Here is a 25,237-nt window from a genome sequence, read left to right on the forward strand (position 1 = left end):
CCGGCATCCCGGCATCCGGCGACGTGGTGGACGTCGGCGGGACGAGGGGCGTCGCTGCACCCGGGTCGTGGCGGTCAGAAGCGGTCGGGCGAGGGGGTGCCGTGCCCGTACCGGATCGACACGTCGGCGTGACGGTCGAAGCGGTACCCGACGCCGCGGACGGTGCGCACGATGTCCTCGTACACGCCGAGCTTCGCGCGCAGACGACGCACGTGCACGTCGATGGTGCGCTCGCCGGGGGCGTCGTCGTCGGTCGACCCCTCCCACAGGGATGCCACGAGCTCGGCGCGCTCGATCGTGCGCCCCTCGCGCAGGACGAGGTATTGCAGCAGCTCGAACTCCTTGAAGGTGAAGGCAGCCGACTCCCCGTCGATGAACACGCGCTTGCGCGAGATGTCGACGACGACACCGCCGGGGCCGCGGTCCTCTTCGACGGGTTCGTCCTTCGTGCGGGCGACGGCGGAGGGCTCGTGCAGCGCGAGACGCACGACGTCGACGTCGCGACCCCCCGAGCCCGCGGGCGCCAGCGCGACGGTGGCGTAGGTCTCGGCGGCGGGGGCGAGTTCCCCGAGCGTGCGGCGGAGGGCCTCCACGAGGGTGCCGAGGCTCACGCCCGCGGCCGCGGCTTTCGCCTCGTCGATGCCGACGTAGAGGGCGAAGCCGCGCGGGGTGGTGGTGGGGGCGGCGACGGGACGGGGGCCGTCGGCGGTCGGCGAGGCGGGAGCCGGGGAGGCGGCGCGGGGGGCCTCCGGGCGGGCGGCAGTGGCGAGCGGGCGGTCGAGGACGGCGGAGAGCGACATGGGAGAAGTCCTTGGGTGTGTGAACCCGGGCGTCGTCAGGAGGCGGGGTTCGACGGGAGGAGAGGGCCGATGGGCCGGAGCGCGGTGTCGGGGGACGCGTGATCGACGCGGACGCCTGACGACCGGGGGACGACGACGGCGTTCAGAAGCACGGGGTCGTCCGGGCGAGGGGTCGCTGTTAGCGGCACATTCGACAGCACATGACAACGCGGCCGGGCATCATCATGCCGGCAGTCCCGTTCGCCTCCCGGGCGGACAGAGAACGCGCATCGTCAGTCATGGGGGCGATTATTACCTACCGGGTCCAAGAAGGTCAAATCCCCGCAGAGGCGGGCGATACGAACATTCTGGTCGCTTTCCCGGGTGATCTCGTGCCGGAGGTGGGCATTCTGCACCTTCGGCGCCCGCACGCTCGAAGCGGCGTACCCTTCCGGCATGTCTGCTCTGCATTTCGCCGACGACAAGACGGCATCCCGATTCACCCTCCATCGGGGCGACGACCTCGTCTCCGTGCTCGATTACCGCGACGACGGGAAGACGATCGCGCTCACCCGCGCGTTCACCATCCCGACCTTCCGCGGGCACGGGTACGCGGCGGTCGTGACCGAGCGCGCGGTCGACGCGATCGAGGCGGAAGGCGACCGGGAGGTCCTTCCCGTGTGCTGGTACGTGGGCGAGTGGTTCGACGCGCATCCCGAGCGTGCCGGCATCCTGCGCCGGCGGCCTTCGTCCTGAGGTCGCCGTCTAAGCGCGGACCCCGCGGGCGTCAACCCCCGCCTCGGCGCCGCGGTGCGCGGCCAAGCTGAAGACCTCGAAAGGGGAAAGTCATGACTGACGACCGCGATCTGCCCGAAGGTGTCATCAACGCCGACCCGCCCGGTGCGTGGGAGAGCGGTGCCGTCGCAGACGGCGAGACCGCCGAGCGCAACGAGAACGCGAAGGGATCCGCCGGTCTCACCGATGCGGCCCCCTCGGACCCGATCGAGGGTGATGCCGGGAGCCAGGGCATCGATCCCGACCTGAGCACGGAGGAATGACATGACGGATGACACCCGGGCCCCCGAGCCCTCCCGAGAGACCGACAGCGGTGCCGGCGCGGCGGATTCCGTCGGCGGTGCCGTGCACCACGACCGCCAGGCCGCCTCGCCCGACGCGCAGTCCGAGCCGGCGATGGATCTGCACCCCACCGACGACGGTGCGCGCATCCAAGGCGTCGTCGTCCAGACGCGCGCCGACGTGGGCGACAAGAGCGAGGACCGGATCGCCGACGTCCTGCGTCAGCGCTTCGCCGACATCGGCCTCGAGCTCGGTGACGACCGCATCCGCGCCCTCGCCGCCGAGGTCGCCGGGGCCTGAGCCCGCGGTCGAACGCCCCGCCCCCGCTCGTGGGGCGGGGCGTTCGCGCGTCCGGCCCCTCTTCGGCACGGGCGTCCGGGCGTTTGCTGCGGGCCGATGTCGGAGGGGCGACGTACCGTGTCTGCATGCGGATCCTGCACACCTCCGACTGGCACATCGGCCGCTCGTTCCACGGTCATCCGACCCTCGACGCCTTGAGCGGCGTGCTCGACGTGCTCGTGTCGCAGGTGCGCGAGCACGCGGTCGACGTGGTCGTCATCGCGGGTGACGTGTTCGACTCGGCCGCACCGTCGGCCGCGTGCTATCCCCTTCTCTCGCGCAGCCTCGCCGCGCTGGCAGACGCGGGTGCACGCGTCGTCGTCACCAGCGGCAACCACGACTCGGCGGCACGGCTCGGGTTCCAGTCCGCTCTGCTGCGACCCGAGATCACGGTGATCACCGACCCCACGACGGTCGGCACCCCGGTGACGTTCTCCGACCGACACGGTCCGGTGCACTTCTACGGCATCCCCTACCTCGAGCCGGCCATCGTCCGCCATCTGTGGGACGGCGTCGAACTGCGCAGCCAGGCGCAGACCATGGCCCACGCGCTCGATCTGGTGCGCGCCGACCTCGCCGAGCGCGGGGGGCGCTCGGTGGTCGCGGCGCACTGCTTCGCGGCAGGGGTCGAGGCGACGCCGGGGGTCGAACGCGAGATCCGCCAGGGTGGGCTCGATGTCGTGCCGCTGCCCGCGTTCGACGGCCCCGATTACGTGGCCCTCGGGCACATCCACGGCCGCCAACGGCTCTCCGAGCGTGTCCGGTATGCGGGTGCCCCGTTGCACTACAGCTTCGGCGAGGCCGGCAAACCGCGAGGATCGTGGCTCGTCGACCTCGACGCGGAGGGCCTCGCCTCGGTCGAGTGGCTCGACCTTCCGACCCCCCGCGCGCTCGTCACCCTGCGCGCGTCCCTCGACGATCTCCTCTCCGACGAGCGCTTCGACGAGCACGTCGAGCACTGGGTACGCGCCGAATACACCGACGCGACCCCGCAGCCCGACCCCATGCGTCGGCTGCAGGCGCGGTTCCCCTGGTGCGCGACGGTCGCCCATGTGCCGCAGGCCTCCCGGATCGACGACGGCGAAGGCTATGCCCGGCGCGTCCGCGCCGCGCGCGACGACGGCGAGATCATCGACGCCTTCCTCGCCCACGTCCGCGAGGGGGAGGGCGCGTCGGATGCCGAGCGCGACCTCATCCGCGAGGTGCTCGACTCCCGGCGCGTCACGGAGGCCCACTCGTGAAGCTGCACCGTCTCGAACTCGAGGGTTTCGGACCGTTCCTCGACGCGCAGGAGGTCGACTTCGACGCCTTCGCCGACGAGGGCATCTTCCTCATCACCGGCCGCACCGGGGCGGGCAAGTCGAGCGTCCTCGACGGCGTCTCCTACGCCCTCTACGGAGCGGTTCCCCGCTACGACGGCGCCGAGCGCCGACTGCGCAGCGACCACTGCTCGCCCGACGACCCCACGCGCGTGACGCTGGAGTTCAGCGCCGAGGGGGAGCGATGGCGTGTCACCCGCTCACCCGAGTTCGAGCGCCCCAAGCGGCGCGGTGGCGGCACCACTCGCGAGCCGCACCGCGCCCTGCTCGAGGTCCTCGCCGCCGAGGGGTGGACCGGCGTCGCAGCGCGCCCCGTCGACGTCGCCGCCCGGCTCGACGAGATCCTCGGTCTCACGCAGCAGCAGTTCCTGCAGGTCATCCTGCTCGCCCAGAACAGGTTCGCCCGTTTCCTGCTCGCCAAGAACGACGAACGCCTGAGTCTGCTGCGCACGCTGTTCGGGACCCGCTCGTTCGAGCAGTATGCCGCCGACCTCGACGACCGGCGCAAGCGCGCTCAGGAGCGCCTCGCAGCTGAAGGGGTCGAGGTCGCGACCCTTCTCGCCGAGGCCGAGCGGCTCGCGGGTGAACTCGACGAGGCAGCGGGCGCCGAGGGGGCGTCGGATGCCGGAGCGGCGGACACGGGTGACGACGCGACCGGTGGCGACGCGAGCGGAGGGGACGTGCCCGATGCCGTGATCGTGGACTCGGCGGCTCGAGACGACGGGACGGGCGCGCTCGGGGTGACGGAACGGCTCGCTCGCGTGATCCGCGCCGTCGAGCGCGCCGCCTACCGCGTAGAGACGCTGGCCCGCGAGCGGGAGGAGAGCGACGCGCGCCTTGACCGAGCGCTCGACGCGCAGCGGGAGGCCGGCGCTCTGCACGAGCGTCAGCGCGAGAGGCTGCGGGTGCGCGGCGAGCTTGAGACCCTCGAGGCCCACGACGAACGGATCGCCGGCTTTCGAGCCGAGGCCGCTCTCGCGGCCGCGGCGGAGGCCCTCCGCGGCGCGGTCGACATCGCTGCCGCGGCCGAGATCGCGCTGGCCGACGCCGAGACACGTCGAGCCGCCGCCGCGCACGTCGCCCTCGATCTCGGGGAGACACCCGCGGTCGACTCCGCGCCGGGCGAGAAAACGGAGGCGCTCGACGACGTCCTCGCGCGCCGGGACGACGAGCTCACGGCGGCCCTCGACCGGGGAGAGTCGGCGCTCGTCGATGAGGACCGACTGACCGAGGCACGCGCGGAGGTCGAGCGACTCGCCGCCCGTGTGGCACGGACGGATGACGAGCGTCAGACCCTCGTCTCGCGGCGCACCGACCTTCCCGAGCTCCTCTCGGCGCTCGACGACCGACTCTCCGTGCTCGCCGGCGCACCGGCCCGACGCGACGCCGCGGCCGCTCTCCGCGACGACACCCGGCGGCGTCTCGACGCCGCGACCGAGGCCGCCCGGCTTCTCGAGCGGCGCGATCAGGCTGATCTCGCGTCCCTCGTGCGAGCCGACGCCCTCCAGCGCGCCGTCGAGGCGTGGGCGAGCCTCCTCCGACGCCGTCTCGCCGGGGCGGCCGCCGAGCTCGCGCACGACCTCGTGCCCGGAGAGCCCTGTTCCGTGTGCGGATCGCGCGAGCACCCGCACCCGGCCGTCGGTGGTGACGAGCCCGTCTCCGACGCCGAGCTGGCGGCGGCGGAGGAGCGCAAGAACACCGCGGCCGACGACGACCGGCTGGCCTCCGACGCCGCCCGGGTCGCTCGTGACACGCATGCGCTCGCGGCCGCCCGTGCCGGGGGAGAAGACGTCGAGACCCTGACCGCGCGTCTCGGGGCCGCCGACAAGGCCGTGGCGGAGGCCTCCGCCGAGGTGACGGAGTACGACCGGGTGCGATCCGAGAGGACCGCGGCCGCCGACCTCGACGCCACGCTCACGCGACGCATCACCGTGCTCGACGCCGACCTCGTCGAGGCTCGTCAGGATCTCGCTCTGCGTCGTCAGCGCGCCGAGGCGCTCGAGGCCTCCGTGGCCGAAGCGCGCGGAACGTTCGACAGCGTCGCCGCCCGCCAACGCGACCTGCGGGGGCGACGTGACGCCGTACGCGAGCTCCGTCTCGCGCACGCCGATCTCGCCGCGGCGGTCCGAACGCGCGACGCGGCGACGGAGTCCCTCGAGGCCCTCCTCGCCGACAGCACGTTCGTCGACGCCGAAGCCGTGACGGCCGCCCTCCGGCCCGCCGCGGAGCGGCGGCGACTGGACGCAGCCGTCGCCGAGCACCTCGCCGCCGTCGCCTCGGCGCGGCAGCGTCTGCTCGAGCTCGAGCTGCTCCTCGTCGAGGCGGAGGAAGAGCCGATCGACCTCGAGCCCTTCGCCCAGGAAGTCGCCCTCACGCGCGAGGAAGTGCGAGCAGCGGCGGCCGCTCACGCGGCGGCCCGCGCTCTCGCGGAACGGCTGCGAGCGTTGGCCGAGCGGGCCGACGCCGGTCATACGGCGGTGGCGGCCCTCGCCGACGAACACGCGGTCGTCGCTCGTCTGGCCGACACCGTCGCCGGTCGCGCCCCCAACACGCGCCGCATGACGCTCGAGACCTTCGTGCTGGCGGCCGAGCTCGAAGAGATCGTCGCCGCGGCCAACCTCCGACTCGATCACATGTCATCGGGTCGCTACCGCCTGCAGCACACCGATGCCCTCGCCGCGCGGGGTGCGTCCAGCGGTCTGGGCCTCGAGGTGATGGATGCCTTCACCGGGCAGTGCCGACCGCCGCAGTCACTGTCGGGGGGCGAGACCTTCCTCACCTCCCTCGCCCTCGCCCTCGGCCTCGCCGAGGTGGTCACGGCCCGTGCGGGTGGCATCCGACTCGACACCCTCTTCATCGACGAGGGCTTCGGCTCTCTCGACGACGAGACGCTCGATCTCGCCATGCGCACGCTCGACGAGCTGCGTCAGGGCGGCCGCACGGTGGGGATCATCAGCCACGTCGCGTCGATGAAAGACCAGCTCCCCGCGCAGCTTCAGGTCACGGCGACGCCCGGTGGCCCGAGCGTCGTGCGTCAGGACGCCGTTCCGATACCGGCCTGAGAACACGAGACCGCCTGGGCGCGAGGACGGCGCGGGCGCCGTCACCGCCCGGGGAGGCGGTGCCCCGGTGTCGCGTCTAGGCTGGCGACATGCGCAAGAGCACACTGTGGACCGTCCTCGGCGTCGTCGTCGCCGTGATCATCGCCTGGGTGCTCGTGAACGTGCTCTTCTCGCTGATCGCCTTCGTCTTCCGCCTCATCGCCGTCGCGATCGTGGCCTTGATCGTGTTCCTCGTGCTCCGCGCGGTCTTCGCCCGCCGAGACGTCGATTGATTCCGGGACGCCGATGGGGCGACCCCGGCGCGAGACCCTCCCGGGCAGGTCGACGCGGCGCGTGAAGCCGGTGCTTGACCGGCCGCTGCGCCGGTAGCCGCTCAGCCGCACCACGCAAGCCCGGCCATGGTGTCCGAGGCCCGGAGTAGCGTCGCACGCGATGTCTGATCACCCGCCCGCGTCCGCCGACGCCGCCCACCCCGCCACCCGCGACATCGTCTTGTCGCCGAAACACCGGTGGCGGGCCTACTGGGTCGCCGTGTCCGTGGCTGCGCTGACCATCCTCGACCTCACGAAGGTCAACGTCGCCCTGCCGTCGATCGAGCAGGCGCTCGGGGCGGGGCCCACCGAGCTGCAGCTCGTCGTCTCGGGGTACATCCTCACCTTCGGCCTCGTCCTCGTGCCCGCGGGGCGGCTCGGCGACCTGCGCTCGCGTCGCGTGCTCTTCCTCGTCGGGTTGTCGCTGTTCCTCGTCACCAGCCTCGCGTGCGCTCTCGCCCCCAACACCACCGTGCTGCTCGCGGCGCGGCTGCTGCAGGGCGTGGCCGCCGGCATCCAGATGCCGCAGGTACTGGGTCTGGTGCAGCAGTTGTTCCAGGGCAAGGAGCGCGGACGCGCCTTCGGCCTGTTCGGTGCGACGATCGGTATCGCCACGGCTTTCGGGCCCACCCTGGGCGGACTGCTGATCGCCCTCGGCGGCGACACCGACGGCTGGCGCCTGATCTTCTGGATCAACATCCCGCTCGTCGCCGTCGTGATCGCCCTCGCGGCGTGGCTGCTGCCGAACACCCGCGAGAAGTCGCGTCGGCGTCTCGACCTCGACCCCGTGGGCGTTCTGCTGTTCGCCCTGACGATCCTTGCTCTGATGTGGCCTTTCCTCTTCACTACCGGCAACCCCGACGACGATCCGAACCGCTGGTGGCTGCTCGTGGTCTCCGTGGTCTTCGCCGCCGCCTTCGTGTTCTGGGAGCGCCGGTACGCCGACCGTGGACGGATGCCGCTGATGCCGTTCTCGATCTTCTCGCTGTCGTCGTATCGCAACGGGGTGCTGATCTCGACCGCCTACTTCTCGGCGGTGCCGGCGATGTTCCTGCTCGGCACCCTGTTCCTGCAGGGCGGACTGGGGCTGGAGCCGGTCTTCGCCGGGATGGTCACGATCGGTTTCGCGGTCGCTTCGGCGTGGAGTTCGTGGATCGGCGGCAATCTCGTGACACGCCTCGGGCGCCCCCTGGTGGTGTGGGGGATCCTCGGCATGGTGGCGACCGCCGGCGGCCTCGTGCTCGCGGCCCTCTTCACCGCCCCCGAGTGGACGCCGTGGGTGATGGCCGGGGTCATGGTCGTCGGCGGGTTCGCCGGCGGTCTCGTCATCTCGCCCAACCAGACGTTGACGCTCGCCGACATCCCCGTGCGAAGCGGGGGTGTCGCCGGATCCGTCGGACAGCTGGGTCAGCGCATCGGCACGGCCGTGGGCACGGCCATCGCGCTCGCCCTCTTCTACGCCACGGTGTACCGCGAGCAGGCGACCGTCGACGACCCGGCCGTGCTGTACCACGACGCGTACGCGTCGGGCATGATCACGGTCGGCGTCTTCCTCGGGCTCGCCCTGATCGTGGGCGTCGCCGACCTGGCGGGACGAGCGCGTTCGGGATCGCAGACGCCGTGAGTCGGGCCGCTGCGCCTCCCATCCTCAGCTGCCGGATGTCCTCCGCGTCGACCACCCCGCGAACGGGGTCCGCCCTGCCGGCCCGCACGTGACGTCGGTTCCTCGAATCCTGGGGCCGTAGCCCCGAACGCGCCTGGGGATGCGGCGCGCGGTCGCCGGCTCGCGCCGCGGCGGCGGCCCGGTCAGACCCCGTAGCGCGCGCGGAACTCGGCGCGCAGCTCGTGGCTGCATCGCTCGACGACGACGTCCCACAGCTCCGTCGCACCGTCCTGCGCGCGGTCCGAGACGGCGCGCAGCACACGGATCGGGATGCCGAACTGCTGGGCGACCCAGATCAGCGCGTAGCTCTCCATGTCGACCAGCTGCGCACCGAGACCTCGGATCAACCGCACCGCCTCGGCGTCGTCGACGAAGTGGTCGCCGGTCGCGATGATGCGGCCCTCGACCCCGGTCTCCACGCGCGAGGGGAGCTCCACGTGTTCGCCGAAGGTGCCATCGAGGCCCTTCGCGTCGTGCTGGATCGCCGCGGCGATGTCGTAGATCCCACCCTCGAGCTCGTCGTCGATGGCGCCGGCGGTGCCGACGACCACGATCTCGTCATAGGTGCCTCCGCAGAGCGCACGCGTGAGGGCGTAGGCGGCGGGGATCTTGCCGACGCCGGTGAGCACCCGCTCGAAGCCGGGGATGTCGTCCTCGAACGCGACGAGTTCGGATGCGTGGGCGGCGACCAGGAGTTTCACCCCACCATTCTCGCCCGGGTCGGGGCGCGCTCCGTGCACGTCGACGCGGACACGGAACGGGCCGGACCCCGCGACGACGGAGCCCGGCCCGCGGACGCGGATGTCGCGCGGTCAGCCCTGCGCGGGCTCCGAGGCCGAGGTCAGACGCGCGATCTCGTCGGGCGTCAGCTCCAGCGAGGCGCTGGCGAGCAGGTCGGCGACCTGCGAGACCTTCGAGGCGCTGGCGATGGGCGCCGCGACCGTCGGCTGCGCACGCAGCCAGGCGAGTGCGGTCGTGGCGATCGAGGCACCGTGGGCCTCACCGACCTCCTCGAGGGCGTCGATGAGGGCGAGACCGGCGGGCGTGGCGAGCTTTGCGGCACCCTCCGCGCGGGGGGAATCGCCCGCGGCATCCGTCGAGCGGTACTTGCCCGTGAGGAAACCGCTCGCCAGCGCGTAGTAGGGCACCAGCGACATGCCGTACTGGTCGGCCACCGGCACGATCTCCTGCTCCACCTCCGCGCGGTGGACGAGGTTGTAGTGGGGCTGGACGGCCACGGGCAGATCGGCGCCGGCCGCCTCGGCGAGCGAGATCCACTCGCGGATCCGCGCAGCGGTGTAGTTGGACACCGCGACGTAGCGCACCAGCCCGTCCGACACGAGGTCGGCGAACGCGGACACGGTCTCTTCGAGCGGCGTGTCGGCGTCGTCGAAGTGGGCGTAGTAGAGATCGATCGTGTCGATGCCGAGGCGCTTCACCGATGCCTCGGCCGCGGCGCGGATGTTGGCGGCGCGCAGCCCTCGGAACTCGGGGTGGGTGCTCACCTTGGTCGCGACGACGACGTCGCGCGGCTTGCGGGAGGCGAGCCATTCGCCGATGAGCGTCTCGCTCTCACCGCCCGAGTTGCCGGGAACCCAGGCGCTGTAGCCGTCGGCAGTGTCGATGAAATCACCGCCGCCGTCGCGGAACGCGTCGAGAACCGCGAAGGACGTGTCGCGGTCGGCGGTCCAACCGAAGACGTTTCCGCCGAGCGCGAGGGGGAGGATGTCGAGGTCGCTGCGTCCGATACGCGTCATGATGCCCTTTCGTCAGAGGTCCGTTGACCTCCAGGACAACCGTTCGCGCCCGCGGGCATTCCCGCGACGCGCCGGTTCAGCTGCCGCCGGAGAGGATGCCGACGAGGCCGCTGATCAGCAGCCACAGGCCGATGCCTGCGCCCGCGATCCAGATGACGACCGTTCCGGCCGGGTACTTCTTCTTGCCGTCGGGGCTGCCGGGGACGCTCACGAGCGCACCATCATGAGGATCGAGACGGTGAGCACAGCGAGACCTCCGATGACGGCGATGGCGGCGATGACGGGTCCGCCACCGGCGACGAACGCCGCGACGCCGAGGGCGAGGAACAGCACGGCGACCACGATGCCGCCGACCTGGTACGCACGGTACCGCCCGGCGCTCGACGTCTTCTGATCGGTCACGCTGCCCCCTTCCGTTCCAGGCTACCCAAAACCCACGCCTCGCCTGAGCCGGAATGCCGGGAACGGTCCCTTGCGGGCCCACCTCGGCGTAGCGTATGCGCATGGTGCGTCCCATTCCCGCCCCCGTCCGCCCCGGCCAGGAGTCCGTGTGGGACTACCCGCGACCACCCCGAGTGGAGCACGTGCGCAAACGCGCGCAGATCGACTTCGGCGGCGTGCGCATCGCCGACACCGACGACGTCGTGCGCGTGCTCGAGACCAGCCACCCACCCGTCTACTACCTGCCCATCGCCGCGTTCGGCGACTTCCTCACGTTGGGGGAGGGGGCGTCGTTCTGCGAGTTCAAGGGCGGGGCGCGGTACTTCGACGTGCACGGGGGCGGGGATGCCGTCGCTCCCCGCGCCGCGTGGAACTACCCGCACCCGATGCCGGGCTACGAGATCCTCGAGGATCGCGTCGCCGTGTACGCCGGCCCCATGGACCGCTGCGTCCTCGGGGGCGAGACCGTCGAACCCCAGCCGGGCGGCTTCTACGGGGGGTGGGTCACGAGCGATCTGGCCGGTCCCTTCAAGGGCATCCCCGGCTCGATGGGCTGGTAGCGCCGCCCGGCGGGCGTGTCAGTCGGCGGCGAAAGCCTGCGGCACGGCGGCGTGGAGCTCCGCGAGCCAGGCCCGCGCCGTGCCGTCGGACGGAGCACGCCAGTCGCCCCGCGGTGAGAGCGACCCCGCGGGGGAGACCTTCGGGCCGTTCGGGATGGCGGTGCGCTTGAACTGCGCGAAGCCGAAGAACCGCTGCAGGAACACCTCGAGCCACTTCGCCACGGTTTCCAGGTCGTACGCCGGGCGCTCGCCCTCGGGATAGCCGGGAGGCCACGACCCGGCATCCGGATCGTGCCACGCTTTGGCCGCGAGGAAGGCGATCTTCGACGGGCGGAACCCGAAACGCAGCACGTGGTAGAGCGTGAAATCGTGGAGGTTGTACGGGCCGATGCGGTCTTCCGTCGACTGCATCCGTCCGTCCTGACCCGCGGGGACGAGTTCGGGGCTGATCTCGGTGTCGAGCACCGCCCGCAGCACCTCGACGGTCTCTGCGCTGAGTTCTCCGGAACCGATGACCCACCGGATCACGTGCTGGATCAGGGTCTTCGGCACCCCCGGATTGACCGAGTAGTGGCTCATCTGGTCGCCCACGCCGTAGGTCGACCAGCCGAGGGCGATCTCGGACAGGTCGCCCGTGCCCACGACGATGCCGCCGTTCATGTTCGCGAGGCGGAACAGGTAGTCGGTGCGGAGCCCCGCCTGCACGTTCTCGAACGTCACGTCGTGCACCGGCTCACCGGCGGCGAAGGGGTGCCCCATGCGCGAGAGCATCTCGGACGCGGCGGGCCGGATGTCGATCTCCTCGATGGTGGCCCCGATCGCCTCGGCGAGGGCGATCGCGTTGCGCTTGGTCCGGTCGCTGGTCGCGAACCCGGGAAGCGTGTAGGTGAGGATGTCGCTGCGCGGGCGCCCCATCCTGTCCATCGCGCGGGCGATCACGAGGAGGGCGTGGGTGGAGTCGAGGCCCCCGCTCACGCCGAGCACGGGCTTCGGCCGGCCGATCGCCTCGAGACGCTGCACGAGGCCCGACACCTGGATGTTGAACGCCTCGTAGCAGTCCTGGGCAAGGCGGGTCGGATCGTCGGGCACGAAGGGGAAGCGGTCGAGCGCGCGGCGCAGACCGATGTCGGCCGCGGGTGGCGCGAGCTCGAAGTGAACGGTGCGGAACACCGGGCCCACCGTGCGCCGGTTGTCGTCGAAGGTTCCCTGCCGCAGGCGGTCCTGACGCAGGCGATCGAGATCGACGTCGGCGACGCTGCACCGGGGGCCGTCCGGGAAGCGCTCGGTCGTGGCGAGCAGCTGACCGCCCTCGTAGATCATGGTCTGGCCGTCCCACGACACGTCGTTGGTGGACTCGCCCTGCCCCGCCGCGGCGTAGACGTAGGCGGCGATACACCGCATCGACTGCGACTGCGACAGGAGGTTGCGGTCGTCGGCGCGTCCGATCGTGATGGGGCTGCCCGACAGGTTCGCCAGAACCGTCGCCCCGGCCAGTGCCGCTCCGGAGGAGGGGGGGATCGGCACCCAGACGTCTTCGCACACCTCCGCGTGGAGTGTGAGGCCCGGGACGTCGACCGCGGCGAAGAGGAGGTCGGGACCGAACGGCACCGTCTCACCGGCCACCGCGATGTGCTGCCCGACCTGGTCGTCGCCCCGCGCGTACCACCGGTGCTCGTAGAACTCGCGGTAGGTGGGCAGGTAGGCCTTCGGTGCGACACCCAGCACGCGACCTCGATGGATGACGACCGCGCAGTTGAACAGCCGGCTGCCGTGGCGCAGGGGCGCCCCCACGACCAGCACGGGGAGAAGCTCCGCGGATGCCGCGACCAGCCGCGCCACGGCCGCCTCGGCGGCGTCGAGCACGGGGTCCTGCATCACCAGGTCGTCGATGGCGTACCCCGTGAGGCACAGCTCGGGGAAGACGGCCACGGCGACCCCCTCGTCGTGGCAGGCGCGAGCCGCGGCGAGCACGGCCTCGGCGTTGGCGACGGGGTCGGCGATCGCGACGGGGATGGTGCACGCCGCCACGCGCGCGAACCCGTGCCGGTAGACGCTCTCGAACGGCAGGTCGGTGATCACCCGTCCAGTCTGGCAGGCCCCTCCGACACCGCGCCCGTCGCGGAGGCGTTTCGCCCGCGCTGTGGATGCCGGACGACCGATGTCGGTGGTCCCGATTAGCGTGGGACACCATGCGGTACATCGAGCAAGACGGGCGGATCGTCTGGAGCGCCAGCGACCTCAAGGCGGCGGCCGAGTGCGAATTCGCGTGGCTGCGCGCGATCGACGCGAAGATCGGCCGGGTCGCCCCCGTCGACGACCCCGAAGACGCGACGCTCGAGCGCGCCGCTCGCCTCGGTACCGCGCACGAATTGCGCGTGCTCGACGATCTCCGCGCGCGCCTCGGCGACGCCGTACGCGAGATCCCCGCGGCGCGCTCGTCGGACGCCGCGGCGCTGGGCGAGGCCGTGCGCCTCACCGACGCGGCTCTGGCCGATCCCTCCGCCGAGGTGGTCTACCAGGCGGCGTTCGCGACCGACGAGTTCGTCGGATTCGCCGACTTCCTCGTGCGCGAGTCCGTGCCCCGATCCGACGGAACGCGCCCGTGGATCGTGCAGGACACCAAACTCGCGCGTCGCGCGCGGGTCACCGCCCTCATGCAGCTCGCGGCCTATGTCGACCAGCTCGATCTGCTCGGGGTCCCCCGCTCCGGCGAGGTTCAGCTGCTCCTGGGCGACGGCACCACGAGCACCCACCGCGTCGACGACCTCCTGCCGGTCTTCGGTCTGCGACGCGACCGGCTGCGCGCCCTCATCGCCGACCGCCGGGTGGAGCTCGGCGCGGCGGGTCCGACCATCGCCTGGGGCGATGCGCGCGGCGAACTCGACGTCATCGCCTGCGGTCGGTGCGCCACCTGCGAGATCGAGGTCGTCGCCCACCGCGACCTCCTGCTCGTCGCCGGTATGCGGCCGGTGCAGCGCGATCGCCTGCGTGCCGCCGGCATCGAGACGATCGACGCCCTGGTGGCGGCGACCGACGTCCCTCCCGCGATGAGCGCCGACACGTTCGCCTCGTTGCGCACGCAGGCGCGCCTGCAGCTCGAGAGCCCCGCGGGCGTGCCGAGCGACACCGCGCCCGCTCACGCGGTGCCCCTGTTCGAGGTCGTCGCTCCGAAGTCGCTCGGCGTGCTGCCCCGTCCCGACCATGGCGATCTGTTCTTCGACTTCGAGGGCGATCCGCTCTACACCGAGGGCGTCGGCGAGCACTGGGGCATCGACTACCTCTTCGGGTGGGTCGATTCGCGAGAGACGTACGGCGCGCTCTGGGCCCACACCTTCGACGAGGAACGAGTGGCCCTCGAGAGGTTCCTCGACATGGTCGCGCTGCGCCGGACGCAGTACCCCGGCATGCACATCTACCACTACGCCCCCTACGAGCCGACGCACCTGCTCACGATGGCCGCGCGCTATGGGGTGCGGGAGGCCGACGTCGACCGGCTGCTGCGCGACGGCGTCTTCGTCGACCTCTACCCGGTCGTGCGCCGCGCTCTGCGCGTGGGGTCGCGGTCGTACTCCATCAAGAAGCTCGAGCCGCTCTACATGGGCGACGAGGTGCGCACGAGCGACGTGCAGCGCGGTGACGACTCCATCGTGAAGTACGTCGAGGCGCGGGCGCTCGCCGCCGACGGCGACACGGCGGCGGCTCAGCGGGTGCTCGACGACCTGGCCGACTACAACCGCTACGACTGCGTGTCCACGCGCCGGCTGCGCGACTGGCTCGTCGACCGTGCGCGCGAGTCGGGAGCCGTTCCGGCCCGGGGAGCCGAGCCTGACGAGCAGGCGTACGAGCCGTCTCCGCGGGCGACGGCCCTCCAGCGGTGGGCGGCCGATGCGGCCGAGCCCGATGCCACGGCGCTCCGGCTGGCAGCCGCCGCGATCGACTACTACCCGCGCGAAGAGAAGACCTACTGGGCGACCCACTTCCTGCGCCTGCGCGAGCCCGTCTCGGTCTGGGAAGAGACCAGAGACGTCCTCGTCGTCGATGGCGCCCGCTCCCGCGTGGTCGCGGACTGGCACATCGCCGAGTCGGGGCGGGGTTCCGAACGCCGCCTCGTCGAACTCCGCGGGGAGCTCGCCCCCGGCACACGCCTGAGCGTGGATGCCGACCCCTTCGCGGTCTACGACCTGCCGGCGCCCTTCCCCCTCGAGACGCGGCCGCGGTGGATCCATGGAGCCCGCCGCGCGACCGTGCGCGAGGTGCTCGACGACGGGGCGATCGTGGAGGAGATCGCCGCCGACGGCGTCACCTGGGAGGAGCTTCCGCTCGCCCTCACACCCCCCGCGCCTCCGCGTGCGGGCAACCAGCAGAAGGCGATCGACGCGTGGGCCGACGCCGTGCTCGCGGCCGCTCCCGGCCTCCCCGACGGCGCCGCCGCCGACATCCTCCGTCGGGTGCCCCCGCGAACGCGATCGGGCGCGCTCGCGCCGGTCACCGCGGTCGACGGCGCCCCCGGCGACGACGAGGTGACGGCGATCGCCCGCAGCGTCGCCGACCTCGACCGGAGCTACCTCGCGGTGCAGGGTCCCCCCGGAACGGGGAAGACCTACGTGGGGTCGCATGTCATCGCGCGCCTGGTGGCCGAACGGGGCTACCGCATCGGCGTGGTCGCGCAGTCGCACGCCACCATCGAGCACATGCTCGATCAGGTCATCGCCGCGGGCGTGCCCGCATCCCGGGTCGGGAAAGCCCCCAAAGACCCGAGCCGACCGCACGCCTTCACGGTGCTGCCCAAGAACGGCGTCGCGGCGTTCACCGCCGAGAACGCCGCGCACGGGTTCGTCGTGGGCGGAACCGCGTGGGACTTCAGCCACGAGGCGCGCATCCCCCGCGGGAGTCTCGACCTGCTCGTGGTCGACGAGGCGGGGCAGTTCTCGCTCGCATCGACCATCGCCGTCTCGCTGGCATCGAGTCGTCTGCTGCTGCTCGGCGACCCCCAGCAGCTGCCGCAGGTCAGCCAGGGCACCCACCCCGAGCCGGTCGACACCTCCGCCCTCGGGTGGATCATCGACGGCGCCGAGGTCGTGCCACCTGACCTGGGGTACTTCCTCGCCCGCACGCGGCGCATGCACCCGGCGGTCGCCGGTCCCGTGTCGCGACTGTCGTACGAGGGACGCCTGGCCGCCCACCCCTCGACGATGCTCCGACGCCTGGACGGCGTCGAACCCGGGGTCCACGTCGTGCCCGTGCGCCACCGCGGCAACGCCACCTTCTCCACCGAGGAGGCCGACGCGGTCGCCCGTCTCGTCGAGGGGCTGGTCGGCCGTGAATGGATCGGCGCCGAAGGGGGAGCGGGCGAGACCGCGACGGTCCGGGAGCCCCGCCCGCTGCGGCCCGACGACATCATCGTCATCACGCCGTACAACGCGCAGCAGGTCGCAGTCGAAGAGGCGCTGGCCGCCGCCGGCTACGCCGACGTCCCCGTCGGCACCGTCGACCGGTTCCAGGGGAAGGAAGCCGTGGTCGCGATCCTCACCCTGGCGGCCTCGTCCGGGCGCGAGGCACCCCGCGGCTTGGAGTTCCTGCTCCTGCGCAACCGCATCAACGTCGCGATCTCGCGCGCCCTTCAGGCGGCGTACGTCGTGTACTCACCGGCGCTCCTCGACGATCTGCCCCGCACGCCCGAGGGTGTCGCCCGACTCAGCGCCTTCGCACGTCTGGTCGCCGGCAGTCGGTGAGGCGGATCGCCCTCCCCGGCGGTGGGTTCGGGTCTCGTCCCGGCCGGCCGACGGCGTCGGAGCGCACCCCGGCGTCCGGGCGGTGAGTGACCGCTCCCTCCACCGCTTCGGGGCGCACCTCGTGAAGGGCCGGCAACCTCCCCGCCGACGCAGGAGGGCCGCCGAACCGCCGCCCTCGGCGGCCGCGCCTTATCGCGCCGCGCCGTGCCGTGTCGCGCCGTGTCAGGCTGTGCCGTACAGGCGGTCGCCCGCGTCACCGAGGCCGGGCACGATGTAGCCCTTCTCGTTCAGGCGCTCGTCGACGGCGCCGAGCACGAGCGTCACGTCGTGGCCCTCGACCTGCTTCTCGATGGCGGCGACGCCCTCGGGTGCGCCGAGCAGGCAGATCGCGGTCACGTCCTGAGCGCCGCGCGCGAAGAGGAAATTGATCGCCGCCCCGAGCGATCCGCCCGTGGCGAGCATCGGGTCGAGAACGAAGCACTGACGGTCGCTGAGGTCGTCGGGCAGACGCTCGGCGTAGGTGGTGGGCTCGAAGGTCTCCTCGTCGCGCACCATGCCGAGGAAGCCGACCTCGGCGGTGGGGAGGAGCTTGACCATTCCCTCGAGCATGCCGAGACCCGCGCGCAGGATCGGGACGACGATGGGCCGCGGCTCGCTGATCTTGACGCCCATCGTCGTGGTGACGGGTGTCTGGATCTCGATCGGGTCGACGCGCACGTTGCGCGTGGCCTCGTAAGCGAGGAGCGTCACGAGCTCCTCCGTCAGCTGCCGGAACACCGGCGACGACGTCTGCACGTCTCGCAGCACCGTGAGCTTGTGGGTGATGAGCGGGTGATCGGCGACGTGGACACGCATAGGCTCAAGGCTAACCTCTTCCCCCGCGCGCCTCAGCCCACGTTCTCCGGAGCTCCCGTGACCCCCACCGATCGCGACCTCAGCGCGATGCGCCGGGCCCTCGCGCTGGCCGAGGGGGCCGCGTCCGACGGCGACGTCCCGGTCGGGGCCGTCGTGATCGACGCCGAGGGGCGGGTGATCGGCGAGGGGCGCAACCTCCGCGAGATCACGGGAGACCCCACGGCGCACGCCGAGGTCGTGGCGCTACGCGAAGCGGCATCCCGCATCGGGTCGTGGCACCTCGCCGGCTGCACCCTCGTGGTGACCCTCGAACCGTGCCTCATGTGCGCGGGGGCGATCCTGCAGGCACGCGTGCCCCGCGTGGTGTTCGGATCGTGGGATGCCAAAGCCGGTGCCGCCGGTTCGATGTACGACGTTCTGCGCGACCGTCGTCTGCCCCACCGGGTCGAGGTCGTGGGCGGCGTCGCCGAAGCCGAGGCCGCCGTGCAGCTGCGTGCGTTCTTCGCGGACCGTCGCGACTGAGCCTCACCGCGGCAGCAGCGGCAGCACCTCGGCGCCCACGAGGTCGGCGTGTTCGACGTCGCGCAGGTCCATGAGCTGGAAGTACACGCGCTCCGCACCCAGCGCCCGGAGACGCTCGACCTTCTCCGCGACCTGCTCCGGGGTGCCGACGATGTTGGCACCGTCGTCGAACTCGGAGCGGGTCCGCCCGATGGCCGCCGCACGGCGCTCGATCTCGGCGTCGTCCCGCCCGACGATCGTGGGCAGGGCCACCGAGAGCTTCAGAGTGGCGGGGTCGCGGTCGATGGCCTCGCACGCGGCCCGGACGACGGCGAACTTCTCGGCGACGACGTCTTCGGCGACGAATCCGATGTTGAACTCGGTCGCGTAGCGTGCCGCGAGCGCCGGGGTGCGCTTGGGCCCCCCGCCCCCGACGATGACCGGCACGTGCGACTGAACGGGCTTCGGCAGGGCCGGCGCCGCGTCGAGGCGGTGATGCTCTCCCTGGAACGTGAAGGTCTCGGCATCCGGGGTCGCCCAGAGGCCGGTCACGATCTGCAGCTGCTCCTCGAGGAGGTCGAAGCGCTTCGGCGGGAACGGGATGCCGTAGGCCTCGTGCTCGCGTTCGAACCACCCCGTGCCGAGGCCGAGCTCGGCGCGGCCACTCGACATCGCATCGACCTGCGCCACCTGGATCGCGAGGATCGAGGGAACGCGGTAAGTCACCGACGACACCAGCGTCCCGAGGCGGATGCGGGAGGTCTCGCGCGCGAGGCCGGCCAGCGTCGTCCACGCGTCCGTGGGGCCGGGGCGCGGATCGCCCTCACCCATGCGCAGGTAGTGGTCGGAGCGGAAGAACCCGTCGAGGCCGTGCCGCTCGGCCGACTGCGCGAAGGCGAGCTGGTCGTCGTACGAGAAGCCCTGCTGGGGCTCGGTGAACAGGCAGTACTCCACGGGGTTCCGATCGTTCTCAGTCGGCCGAGCGCAGGATGATCGCCTCGGTGGGCGGGGCGGGGTCGGCCGGGCGGCCGACGTAACCGATGTGCGTGAGGAGCGCGCGGCGGAACTCCGCGGGGCGTTCGAGGTGCACGGAGTGACCGGCGCCGTCGATCGCGACCTCGGTCACCTCCCCGCCCTTCTCGGCGTACGCGGCGAGCACGTCGCGCGTCTGAGACACCATCGGCTGGGCCGGAGCGAGCTCGGCGCCGGGCCACCCCGGCACCACCCCGAGCGCGCCGAGGTGGTTGAGGTCGTAGAACGAGGCGTCGGACACGATGGCATCGGCGGTGCCGTGGATCCACAGGATGGGCGGCTTCGGCGAGAGCTCGACGATGCCGGAGACGTCGAAGTACCGCGGGGCCATCGTGTTGAGCACCCCGGTGGTTCCGGGCGCGAACCCGGGCCAGGTGTCCGTCGTGACGGCGTCGCCGGGGTAGTTGCCGCCGGCGGTCGAGGTGGTGAGCATCGACTCGACCCAGACGTCTTCGTGCTCGCTCTCGTACCCCGGCGCGACGTAGCCCGAGCGGAACACCGATCGCGGTGAGGTCGGGGCGTCGGCGCTGGGGTCGTGGTCGATGAGGCGCTGCACGAAGTCGGGGTTGGCGCCTCCCGCTCCGGTGCCGGCGTCTTCGTCGTTCAGGCGCGAACCGTCGCGCCGCGTGCCGCCGAAGCCGTACGGCGAGACGGGCGCCTGCAGGGTGAGGGAGCGCACCGGGTGGTCGAGCGCGTACTGCATCACGACGCCGCCTCCCATCGACCAGCCCACGAGGTGCGCCTCCGGGATGCCGAGGGCCTGCAGGGTCGCGAACAGGTCGTCGCTGAAGTCCCGCACGCCGCGGGTGGCGTCGATGGGCGAGTGCTCGGTGCGCCCGAAGCCGCGCAGGTCGACCGCGAGCACGCGCAGCTCGCTCGGCAGGTCCTGCATGATCTCCTGCCAGAACAGCGACGACGACACGTTCCCGTGCACGAAGACCACGGTGTGATCGGGCGTCGTCGCGGGGTCGTCGCCGACTCGCTCGAGCACGTTGACACCCAGCCGGTCGGTCTCGACCAGGCGCGCGCTGATGCCGTCGAAGAGAGTCATAGCAGGTCCTCCGTGTCGCTCACCGGTGCCGCGGTACACCGCTTTCCGACTCTAACGCGCGCCCCTTCGGCACGCACTCAGGCTTCCCCCGCGCGACGGGCCGGTTCGTAGACTGGGAGGCATGACGGATGCCATCACCTCCCTGCCCCCGATCGCGATCCTCGGTGCGGGCTCGATGGGAGGGGCCATCCTGCGTGGTCTCGTCGCTGCGGGCCTCACCGGCGGGGGAGTGACGGCCACGAACCGCTCGATCGCGAAGGCCGCCGAGCTCGCCGACCTCGATGGGGTCACCAGCGTCGCGCTGGAGGCCGATCCGAGCGGCAACACCCGCGCGGTGGCGTCGGCCGACCTCGTCCTGGTCGGCGTCAAGCCCGCGATGGTGCCCGACCTGCTCACCGAGATCGCGCCGCACCTGCGTCCGGGGGCGATCGTGGTGAGCCTCGCCGCCGGCGTGACCCTTGACACCTTCGCGCTCCACCTCGGCGAGGGCGTGGCGACACTTCGGTCGATGCCCAACACCCCCTCCCTCGTCGGTAAGGGCGTGACGGGGCTCGCGGCCGGACCCGCCGCCTCGGCCGACGACGTGACCGTCGTGCGCGCCCTGTTCGAGACCGTCGGCGCGGTGCTCGAGGTGCCCGAGGCCCAGATCGACGCGCTCTCGACGATCTCGGGTTCCGGCCCCGCCTACGTCTTCCTGCTCGTCGAGGAGTTCACGAAGGCGGCCGTGCGCATGGGCTTCGACGACGACCAGGCCCGGCTCCTCGCCGAGCAGACGTTCATCGGCGCGACGACGCTGATGGACGCCTCCGACGTCGACCCCGCCGAGCTGCGTCGCCGCGTCACGAGCCCCAAGGGCACGACCGAGCGGGCGGTCGCCGTGTTGCAGCGGGCCGGTCTCGACGACACCTTCACCGAGGCCGCCGAGGCGGCCCTGGTGCGCGCGAAAGAGCTGGCCGCCGGGAGCTGACATGCGCCTGCGCTTCTCGGGATCGGTCTGGTACTGGCGGGGTCCCGCGCCGTACCACTTCGTCACCGTGCCACCCGCGGAGGCGTCGATGATCGGCGAGGTCGCGCCCGTCGTCACCTACGGATGGGGCATGATCCCGGCATCCGTCACCATCGGCCGCACGACCGTGACCACCTCGCTCTGGCCCAAGGACGGCGGCTACATCGTGCCCGTCAAGAAGGCGCTGCAGGATGCCGAGGGCGTCGGCGTCGACGACGACGTCGAGGTCGTGCTCGAGATCGACGCCTGACCGGGCGGCGGAGGGGCGGTCGTCAGCGGTCGAGGGCGGCGAAGCGCTCGATGTCGGAGTTGGTGCCCGAGACGATGATGAGGTCGTGGTTGGTGACCACGGTGTTCGCCTCCGCGTAGCGGAAGGCCCGGCCGGGGCTCTTCACTCCGACCACCGTGACGTTGTACTTCGAGCGCACGCCCGACTCGTTCAGGCCGACGCCGCGGACGAGCTTGGGCGGGTACATCTTTGCGAGGACGAAGTCGTCGTCGAAGCGGATGAAGTCGAGCATCCGGCCGCTGACGAGGTGGGCGACGCGCTCGCCGGCCTCGGCCTCGGGGTAGATCACGTGGTTGGCGCCCACGCGGGCGAGGATCTTGCCGTGCGACTGCGAGACCGCCTTGGCCCAGATCTGGGGCACCTTCAGGTCGACGAGGTTGGCCGTGATCAGCACCGATGCCTCGATGAGAGAGCCCACGGCCACGACCGCCACCTGGAAGTCCTGGGCGCCGATCTGGCGCAGGGCGTCGATGTTGCGGGCGTCGGCCTGGACGGCGTGCGTGACGCGCTCCGACCACTTCTGCACGAGCTCGAGGTTGCCGTCGACGGCGAGCACCTCGCGGTCGAGACGGTCGAGCTCGCCCGCGCAGGCCGCGCCGAACCGCCCGAGGCCGATGACCAGGACGGGGGCGTCACTGCGGATGCGTTCAACCAACGATGGGCCTTTCCACGGGGAGCGCGTACAACTGCGACCGGGACGACGCCGCCACGGCCGCGGCGAGTGTCACTGTACCAATGCGACCCATGAACATCGTGGCCGCCATGACGTACACCGCGGGGTCGGGGAGTTCGGCGGTGAGCCCGGTCGAGAGGCCCACGGTCGCGAAGCCCGAGACCACGTCGAAGAGCACGTACTCGATCGGCGCATCGGTGATGCGACTGATGGTCACCGTCGAGACGGCGACGATGGTGGCTCCCCACGCCACCACCGAGAGCGCGACGCGCTGCACGTCGCTGGGGATCCGGCGTCCGAACGCCTGCACCGAGGGGCGCCCCTTCGCCTCCGAGAAGACCGCGAGGGCGAGCACGGCGAGCGTGGTGACCTTGATGCCGCCCGCGGTGGACGCCGAGCCCCCGCCCACGAACATCAGCATCGATCCGACGATGAGCGTGGCGCCGTTCAGATCGCCGATCTCGATGACGCTGAATCCGCCCGAGCGCGTCATGGCGGAGAGGAAGAACGCCTGGAACGTCGTGTCCCAGGCATCCATGCTGCCGAATGTGAGGGGGTTGTCGTATTCCAGAAGGAGAATGACCCCCGCTCCGGCGAAGAACAGCACGACCGTGGTGATGATCGTGAGCTTCGCGTGCAGCGACCACTGGCGGAACCGCCAGTAGTGCCGCCAGAGCGTGAAGATCACCGGGAAGCCGATGGATCCGAGGAACACGCCCAGCATCAGGACCGTGAGGAGGAAGTAGTCCTGGGCGAACGGCGTGAGCCCGTCGGCGTTGGGGACGAAGCCGGTATTGGTGAACGCCATTGCCGCGTAGTAGGGCGCCTCCCACAGGGCGACGAGGGGATGGATGCCGCCGATCACGAGCGACGGGTAGATGAGCACCGTGAGACCGGCCTCGATCACGAGCGTCGACAGTGCCACGGTGCGCAACAGCTGGCCGACCTCGCCGAGACGCACCGTCTGACCCTCGTTCACGGGGCCGCCGTGCGCGCGCAGGGGGTTGCTGTCGCCCGCGGCGATGAGCTTGGCCCGCAGACCGAGGCGCTTCGAGATGACCAGACCGAGGATGGATGCCAGGGTCAGCACGCCGAGAGCGCCGACGTTGACACCGATGTAGGTGATCACGCGCCCCAGCGGAGACCAGTCCGAGTACATGTTGACCGTCGAGAGTCCGGTGACGCAGATGGTCGACACGGCCGTGAACAGCGCATCGGCGAAAGGGATGCGTTCCCCGGTCGCCGACGCGGCGGGCAGGGAGAAGAGGGCCGTGAACAGCAGGATGAGCGTGACGAAGACCAGGACCGCGAATCGCGCGGGCGAGGCCGTCGTCAGGTTGCGCAGACGATCCCATGCCTCGAAGGCGATGCGACGTAATCGCACCGTCCGTCGAGCTTCGTTCGGCGTCGCCGCCATGCGCCGCTCCCTTCGATGCTCGAACCCGAATCATGGTACTCGGGCCGGGCCGCCGCTAATCTGATGCCATGGCGGACATCTTCGACGTGATCGCTGACGGAACGCGTCGCGACATCCTTCAGCTGCTCCTCGATCGAGCGACGGGCGGCGAGCGGGGCACGAGCGTCTCGCAGATCGTGGCCGCTCTCGGGGTGAGTCAACCGACGGTGTCGAAGCACCTCAAAGTTCTGCGCGAGGCCGAGCTGGTCTCGGTGCGCGAAGAGGGGCAGCACCGGTACTACAGCCTCGCCGTGGCGCCTCTCGACGAGGTCGACGACTGGCTCGTTCCGTTCTTCTCCATCGACGAGGAGAACGAGCCGGCCCTTCCCGAGTCCGCGGTGCACGCGGCAGAGGTGGTCGGCCGGGCCGCCGCCTCCGTGAAGCACTCGTTCTCGACCGCGTTGCGCAGATTCCCCGGGCGGTGACGGGCGCGGATGCCGCGGAATCACGGCATCCACGTTGCACTTGCGTCACAGGTTGCCCATAGGTTTACAGCCGTCGCACCCAGACCCTAGAGTGTGGTCAGCATCAGGAGGGTGAGTTCACCCGGAACGAGGGGTGAGCGATGGCCGAGCTGCCGGACGTGCGGTTCTTGACGGTCGCCGAGGTCGCCGAACTCATGCGCGTGTCGAAGATGACGGTCTACCGTCTCGTGCACGCCGGCGAGCTGCCCGCCGTCCGCTTCGGACGCAGCTATCGCGTGCCGGAGTCAGCCGTCGCGGACGCCGTGCAGCGACCGGTGTCCGACGTCGGTTAGACTGATCCGAGGCTTTTTTTCAACGCCTGCCGTTCCCGGGGGCCGACATCGGCACCCAGACCCCGACTTAGTGAGGTTTTCCGTGGGTTCTGTCATCAAGAAGCGCCGTAAGCGCATGGCGAAGAAGAAGCACCGCAAGCTGCTTCGCAAGACTCGTCACCAGCGCCGCAACAAGAAGTAAGCGGCCACCACACCGAGCGCCTGTCCGATGCGACGGGCGCTTCGTGTATCCGTTCGTCTTCTCCGGAGGAAAGCATGCAGTCCATCTCCGTCCACGATCTGCACGCGGGGCGTGAGCGTCCGCTCATCGACGTGCGCGAGGAGCACGAGTTCGCCGCCGGGCACGTCCCCGGCGCCGTGAATCTGCCGATGTCCACGATCGGCGAGCACCTCGACGACCTGCCGAGCGAACCCTTTGACGTCATCTGCCAGGTCGGCGGACGCTCGGCGCGCGTGGTCGAGGCCCTCTCGGCCCGCGGCCACGACGCCACGAACGTCGAGGGCGGTACGGGCGACTGGATCGCCGCGGGGTACGACGTCGAGTCCTGAGCCCCTCGTCGGCTCCTAGGATGGAGGG

The 25,237-nt window shown here is 71.3% G+C and carries 27 protein-coding genes; 16 read left to right on the forward strand and 11 right to left on the reverse strand.

What is annotated here, in order from left to right; translation table 11 throughout:
- Window positions 1–74: 74 nt before the first annotated feature.
- A complete protein-coding gene (locus tag ACK4LS_RS00210) occupies window positions 75–800 on the reverse strand; it encodes a winged helix-turn-helix domain-containing protein (RefSeq protein WP_409711900.1) in 726 nt (241 codons plus the stop codon).
- Window positions 801–1,235: 435 nt separating this feature from the next.
- On the opposite strand from ACK4LS_RS00210, the gene ACK4LS_RS00215 reads away from it, so the two are divergent.
- The 7 genes from ACK4LS_RS00215 to ACK4LS_RS00245 all read left to right on the forward strand — a co-directional run bounded on the left by ACK4LS_RS00215 (window position 1,236) and on the right by ACK4LS_RS00245 (window position 8,511).
- Window positions 1,236–1,535, forward strand: a complete 300-nt coding sequence (locus tag ACK4LS_RS00215; RefSeq protein ID WP_409711902.1) for a GNAT family N-acetyltransferase — start codon at window positions 1,236–1,238, stop codon at window positions 1,533–1,535.
- 92 nt (window positions 1,536–1,627) lie between these two features.
- The gene (locus tag ACK4LS_RS00220; RefSeq protein WP_409711904.1) at window positions 1,628–1,837 is read left to right on the forward strand and encodes a hypothetical protein; all 210 of its coding nucleotides are present in this window, start codon (window positions 1,628–1,630) and stop codon (window positions 1,835–1,837) included.
- Between the two features lies 1 nt (window position 1,838).
- Window positions 1,839–2,156: a hypothetical protein gene (locus ACK4LS_RS00225; protein WP_409711906.1), complete on the forward strand. Its 318-nt coding sequence runs from the start codon at window positions 1,839–1,841 to the stop codon at window positions 2,154–2,156.
- A gap of 125 nt (window positions 2,157–2,281) precedes the next feature.
- A complete protein-coding gene (locus ACK4LS_RS00230; RefSeq protein WP_409711908.1) occupies window positions 2,282–3,436 on the forward strand; it encodes an exonuclease SbcCD subunit D in 1,155 nt (384 codons plus the stop codon).
- Window positions 3,433–6,576 (forward strand): AAA family ATPase, encoded by a 3,144-nt coding sequence (locus tag ACK4LS_RS00235; protein WP_409711910.1) that lies wholly within the window; start codon window positions 3,433–3,435, stop codon window positions 6,574–6,576. The genes ACK4LS_RS00230 and ACK4LS_RS00235 overlap by 4 nt, the downstream gene beginning before the upstream one ends.
- An 89-nt stretch (window positions 6,577–6,665) precedes the next feature.
- Entirely contained in the window at window positions 6,666–6,848 is a 183-nt protein-coding gene (locus ACK4LS_RS00240; RefSeq protein WP_409711912.1) for a hypothetical protein, read from the forward strand.
- A gap of 160 nt (window positions 6,849–7,008) precedes the next feature.
- Window positions 7,009–8,511 carry an MFS transporter gene (locus tag ACK4LS_RS00245; RefSeq protein ID WP_409711914.1) on the forward strand — a complete coding sequence of 501 codons (1,503 nt, stop codon included), beginning with the start codon at window positions 7,009–7,011 and terminating at the stop codon, window positions 8,509–8,511.
- 182 nt (window positions 8,512–8,693) lie between these two features.
- Here the strand turns inward: ACK4LS_RS00245 and ACK4LS_RS00250 are convergent, their stop codons facing one another.
- From ACK4LS_RS00250 to ACK4LS_RS00265, 4 genes are all read right to left on the reverse strand, one after another.
- Window positions 8,694–9,251 carry a nucleoside phosphorylase gene (locus ACK4LS_RS00250; protein WP_409711916.1) on the reverse strand — a complete coding sequence of 186 codons (558 nt, stop codon included), beginning with the start codon at window positions 9,249–9,251 and terminating at the stop codon, window positions 8,694–8,696.
- A gap of 111 nt (window positions 9,252–9,362) precedes the next feature.
- Window positions 9,363–10,307, reverse strand: coding sequence for an aldo/keto reductase (locus ACK4LS_RS00255; RefSeq protein WP_409711918.1), 945 nt, complete (start codon window positions 10,305–10,307; stop codon window positions 9,363–9,365).
- A gap of 76 nt (window positions 10,308–10,383) precedes the next feature.
- Window positions 10,384–10,518, reverse strand: coding sequence for a hypothetical protein (locus tag ACK4LS_RS00260; RefSeq protein ID WP_409711920.1), 135 nt, complete (start codon window positions 10,516–10,518; stop codon window positions 10,384–10,386).
- Complete coding sequence (locus ACK4LS_RS00265) at window positions 10,515–10,709, reverse strand: hypothetical protein (protein ID WP_409711922.1); 195 nt, start codon at window positions 10,707–10,709, stop codon at window positions 10,515–10,517. Before ACK4LS_RS00265 ends, ACK4LS_RS00260 begins: the two co-directional genes overlap by 4 nt.
- 101 nt (window positions 10,710–10,810) lie before the next feature.
- Here ACK4LS_RS00265 and ACK4LS_RS00270 point away from each other — a divergent pair, with 101 nt between their 5' ends.
- Window positions 10,811–11,308 carry a DUF427 domain-containing protein gene (locus ACK4LS_RS00270; RefSeq protein WP_409711924.1) on the forward strand — a complete coding sequence of 166 codons (498 nt, stop codon included), beginning with the start codon at window positions 10,811–10,813 and terminating at the stop codon, window positions 11,306–11,308.
- A gap of 18 nt (window positions 11,309–11,326) precedes the next feature.
- Here ACK4LS_RS00270 and ACK4LS_RS00275 read toward each other — a convergent pair whose 3' ends face one another.
- On the reverse strand, window positions 11,327–13,387 hold the full coding sequence (locus ACK4LS_RS00275; protein WP_409711926.1) for an NAD(+) synthase: 2,061 nt from the start codon (window positions 13,385–13,387) through the stop codon (window positions 11,327–11,329).
- A 110-nt stretch (window positions 13,388–13,497) separates the two neighbouring features.
- Between ACK4LS_RS00275 and ACK4LS_RS00280 the strand changes: the two genes are divergently transcribed.
- Window positions 13,498–17,040, forward strand: a complete 3,543-nt coding sequence (locus ACK4LS_RS00280) for a TM0106 family RecB-like putative nuclease (RefSeq protein WP_409711928.1) — start codon at window positions 13,498–13,500, stop codon at window positions 17,038–17,040.
- Between the two features lie 222 nt (window positions 17,041–17,262).
- Here ACK4LS_RS00280 and upp read toward each other — a convergent pair whose 3' ends face one another.
- Complete coding sequence (gene upp / locus ACK4LS_RS00285) at window positions 17,263–17,895, reverse strand: uracil phosphoribosyltransferase (RefSeq protein WP_056224019.1); 633 nt, start codon at window positions 17,893–17,895, stop codon at window positions 17,263–17,265.
- Window positions 17,896–17,982: 87 nt separating this feature from the next.
- On the opposite strand from upp, the gene tadA reads away from it, so the two are divergent.
- The gene (tadA, locus tag ACK4LS_RS00290; RefSeq protein WP_409712197.1) at window positions 17,983–18,417 is read left to right on the forward strand and encodes a tRNA adenosine(34) deaminase TadA; all 435 of its coding nucleotides are present in this window, start codon (window positions 17,983–17,985) and stop codon (window positions 18,415–18,417) included.
- Between the two features lie 3 nt (window positions 18,418–18,420).
- Here tadA and ACK4LS_RS00295 read toward each other — a convergent pair whose 3' ends face one another.
- Entirely contained in the window at window positions 18,421–19,350 is a 930-nt protein-coding gene (locus tag ACK4LS_RS00295; RefSeq protein WP_409711931.1) for an LLM class F420-dependent oxidoreductase, read from the reverse strand.
- 16 nt (window positions 19,351–19,366) lie between these two features.
- Window positions 19,367–20,479 carry an alpha/beta hydrolase gene (locus ACK4LS_RS00300; RefSeq protein WP_409711933.1) on the reverse strand — a complete coding sequence of 371 codons (1,113 nt, stop codon included), beginning with the start codon at window positions 20,477–20,479 and terminating at the stop codon, window positions 19,367–19,369.
- A gap of 121 nt (window positions 20,480–20,600) precedes the next feature.
- Here ACK4LS_RS00300 and proC point away from each other — a divergent pair, with 121 nt between their 5' ends.
- Window positions 20,601–21,446, forward strand: coding sequence for a pyrroline-5-carboxylate reductase (proC, locus tag ACK4LS_RS00305; RefSeq protein ID WP_409711935.1), 846 nt, complete (start codon window positions 20,601–20,603; stop codon window positions 21,444–21,446).
- Between the two features lies 1 nt (window position 21,447).
- On the forward strand, window positions 21,448–21,735 hold the full coding sequence (locus tag ACK4LS_RS00310) for a DUF1905 domain-containing protein (protein ID WP_409711937.1): 288 nt from the start codon (window positions 21,448–21,450) through the stop codon (window positions 21,733–21,735).
- 22 nt (window positions 21,736–21,757) lie between these two features.
- On the opposite strand, the gene ACK4LS_RS00315 is transcribed toward ACK4LS_RS00310, so the two are convergent.
- Both ACK4LS_RS00315 and ACK4LS_RS00320 read right to left on the reverse strand, forming a co-directional pair.
- Window positions 21,758–22,429, reverse strand: coding sequence for a potassium channel family protein (locus ACK4LS_RS00315; RefSeq protein ID WP_409711939.1), 672 nt, complete (start codon window positions 22,427–22,429; stop codon window positions 21,758–21,760).
- Window positions 22,422–23,864, reverse strand: a complete 1,443-nt coding sequence (locus ACK4LS_RS00320) for a TrkH family potassium uptake protein (RefSeq protein WP_409711941.1) — start codon at window positions 23,862–23,864, stop codon at window positions 22,422–22,424. Before ACK4LS_RS00320 ends, ACK4LS_RS00315 begins: the two co-directional genes overlap by 8 nt.
- A gap of 68 nt (window positions 23,865–23,932) precedes the next feature.
- On the opposite strand from ACK4LS_RS00320, the gene ACK4LS_RS00325 reads away from it, so the two are divergent.
- The 4 genes from ACK4LS_RS00325 (at window position 23,933) to ACK4LS_RS00340 (ending at window position 25,209) form a co-directional block, all read left to right on the forward strand.
- Complete coding sequence (locus ACK4LS_RS00325) at window positions 23,933–24,328, forward strand: ArsR/SmtB family transcription factor (RefSeq protein WP_409711943.1); 396 nt, start codon at window positions 23,933–23,935, stop codon at window positions 24,326–24,328.
- A gap of 140 nt (window positions 24,329–24,468) precedes the next feature.
- Window positions 24,469–24,660, forward strand: a complete 192-nt coding sequence (locus ACK4LS_RS00330; protein WP_103205849.1) for a helix-turn-helix domain-containing protein — start codon at window positions 24,469–24,471, stop codon at window positions 24,658–24,660.
- An 82-nt stretch (window positions 24,661–24,742) separates the two neighbouring features.
- Window positions 24,743–24,841 (forward strand): 30S ribosomal protein bS22, encoded by a 99-nt coding sequence (locus ACK4LS_RS00335; RefSeq protein ID WP_003792170.1) that lies wholly within the window; start codon window positions 24,743–24,745, stop codon window positions 24,839–24,841.
- A gap of 74 nt (window positions 24,842–24,915) precedes the next feature.
- Window positions 24,916–25,209, forward strand: coding sequence for a rhodanese-like domain-containing protein (locus ACK4LS_RS00340; RefSeq protein ID WP_409711946.1), 294 nt, complete (start codon window positions 24,916–24,918; stop codon window positions 25,207–25,209).
- The last annotated feature ends 28 nt before the right edge of the window (window positions 25,210–25,237 follow it).

This window comes from Microbacterium sp. (assembly GCF_046295495.1).
In the GTDB taxonomy this organism is placed as follows: domain Bacteria; phylum Actinomycetota; class Actinomycetes; order Actinomycetales; family Microbacteriaceae; genus Microbacterium.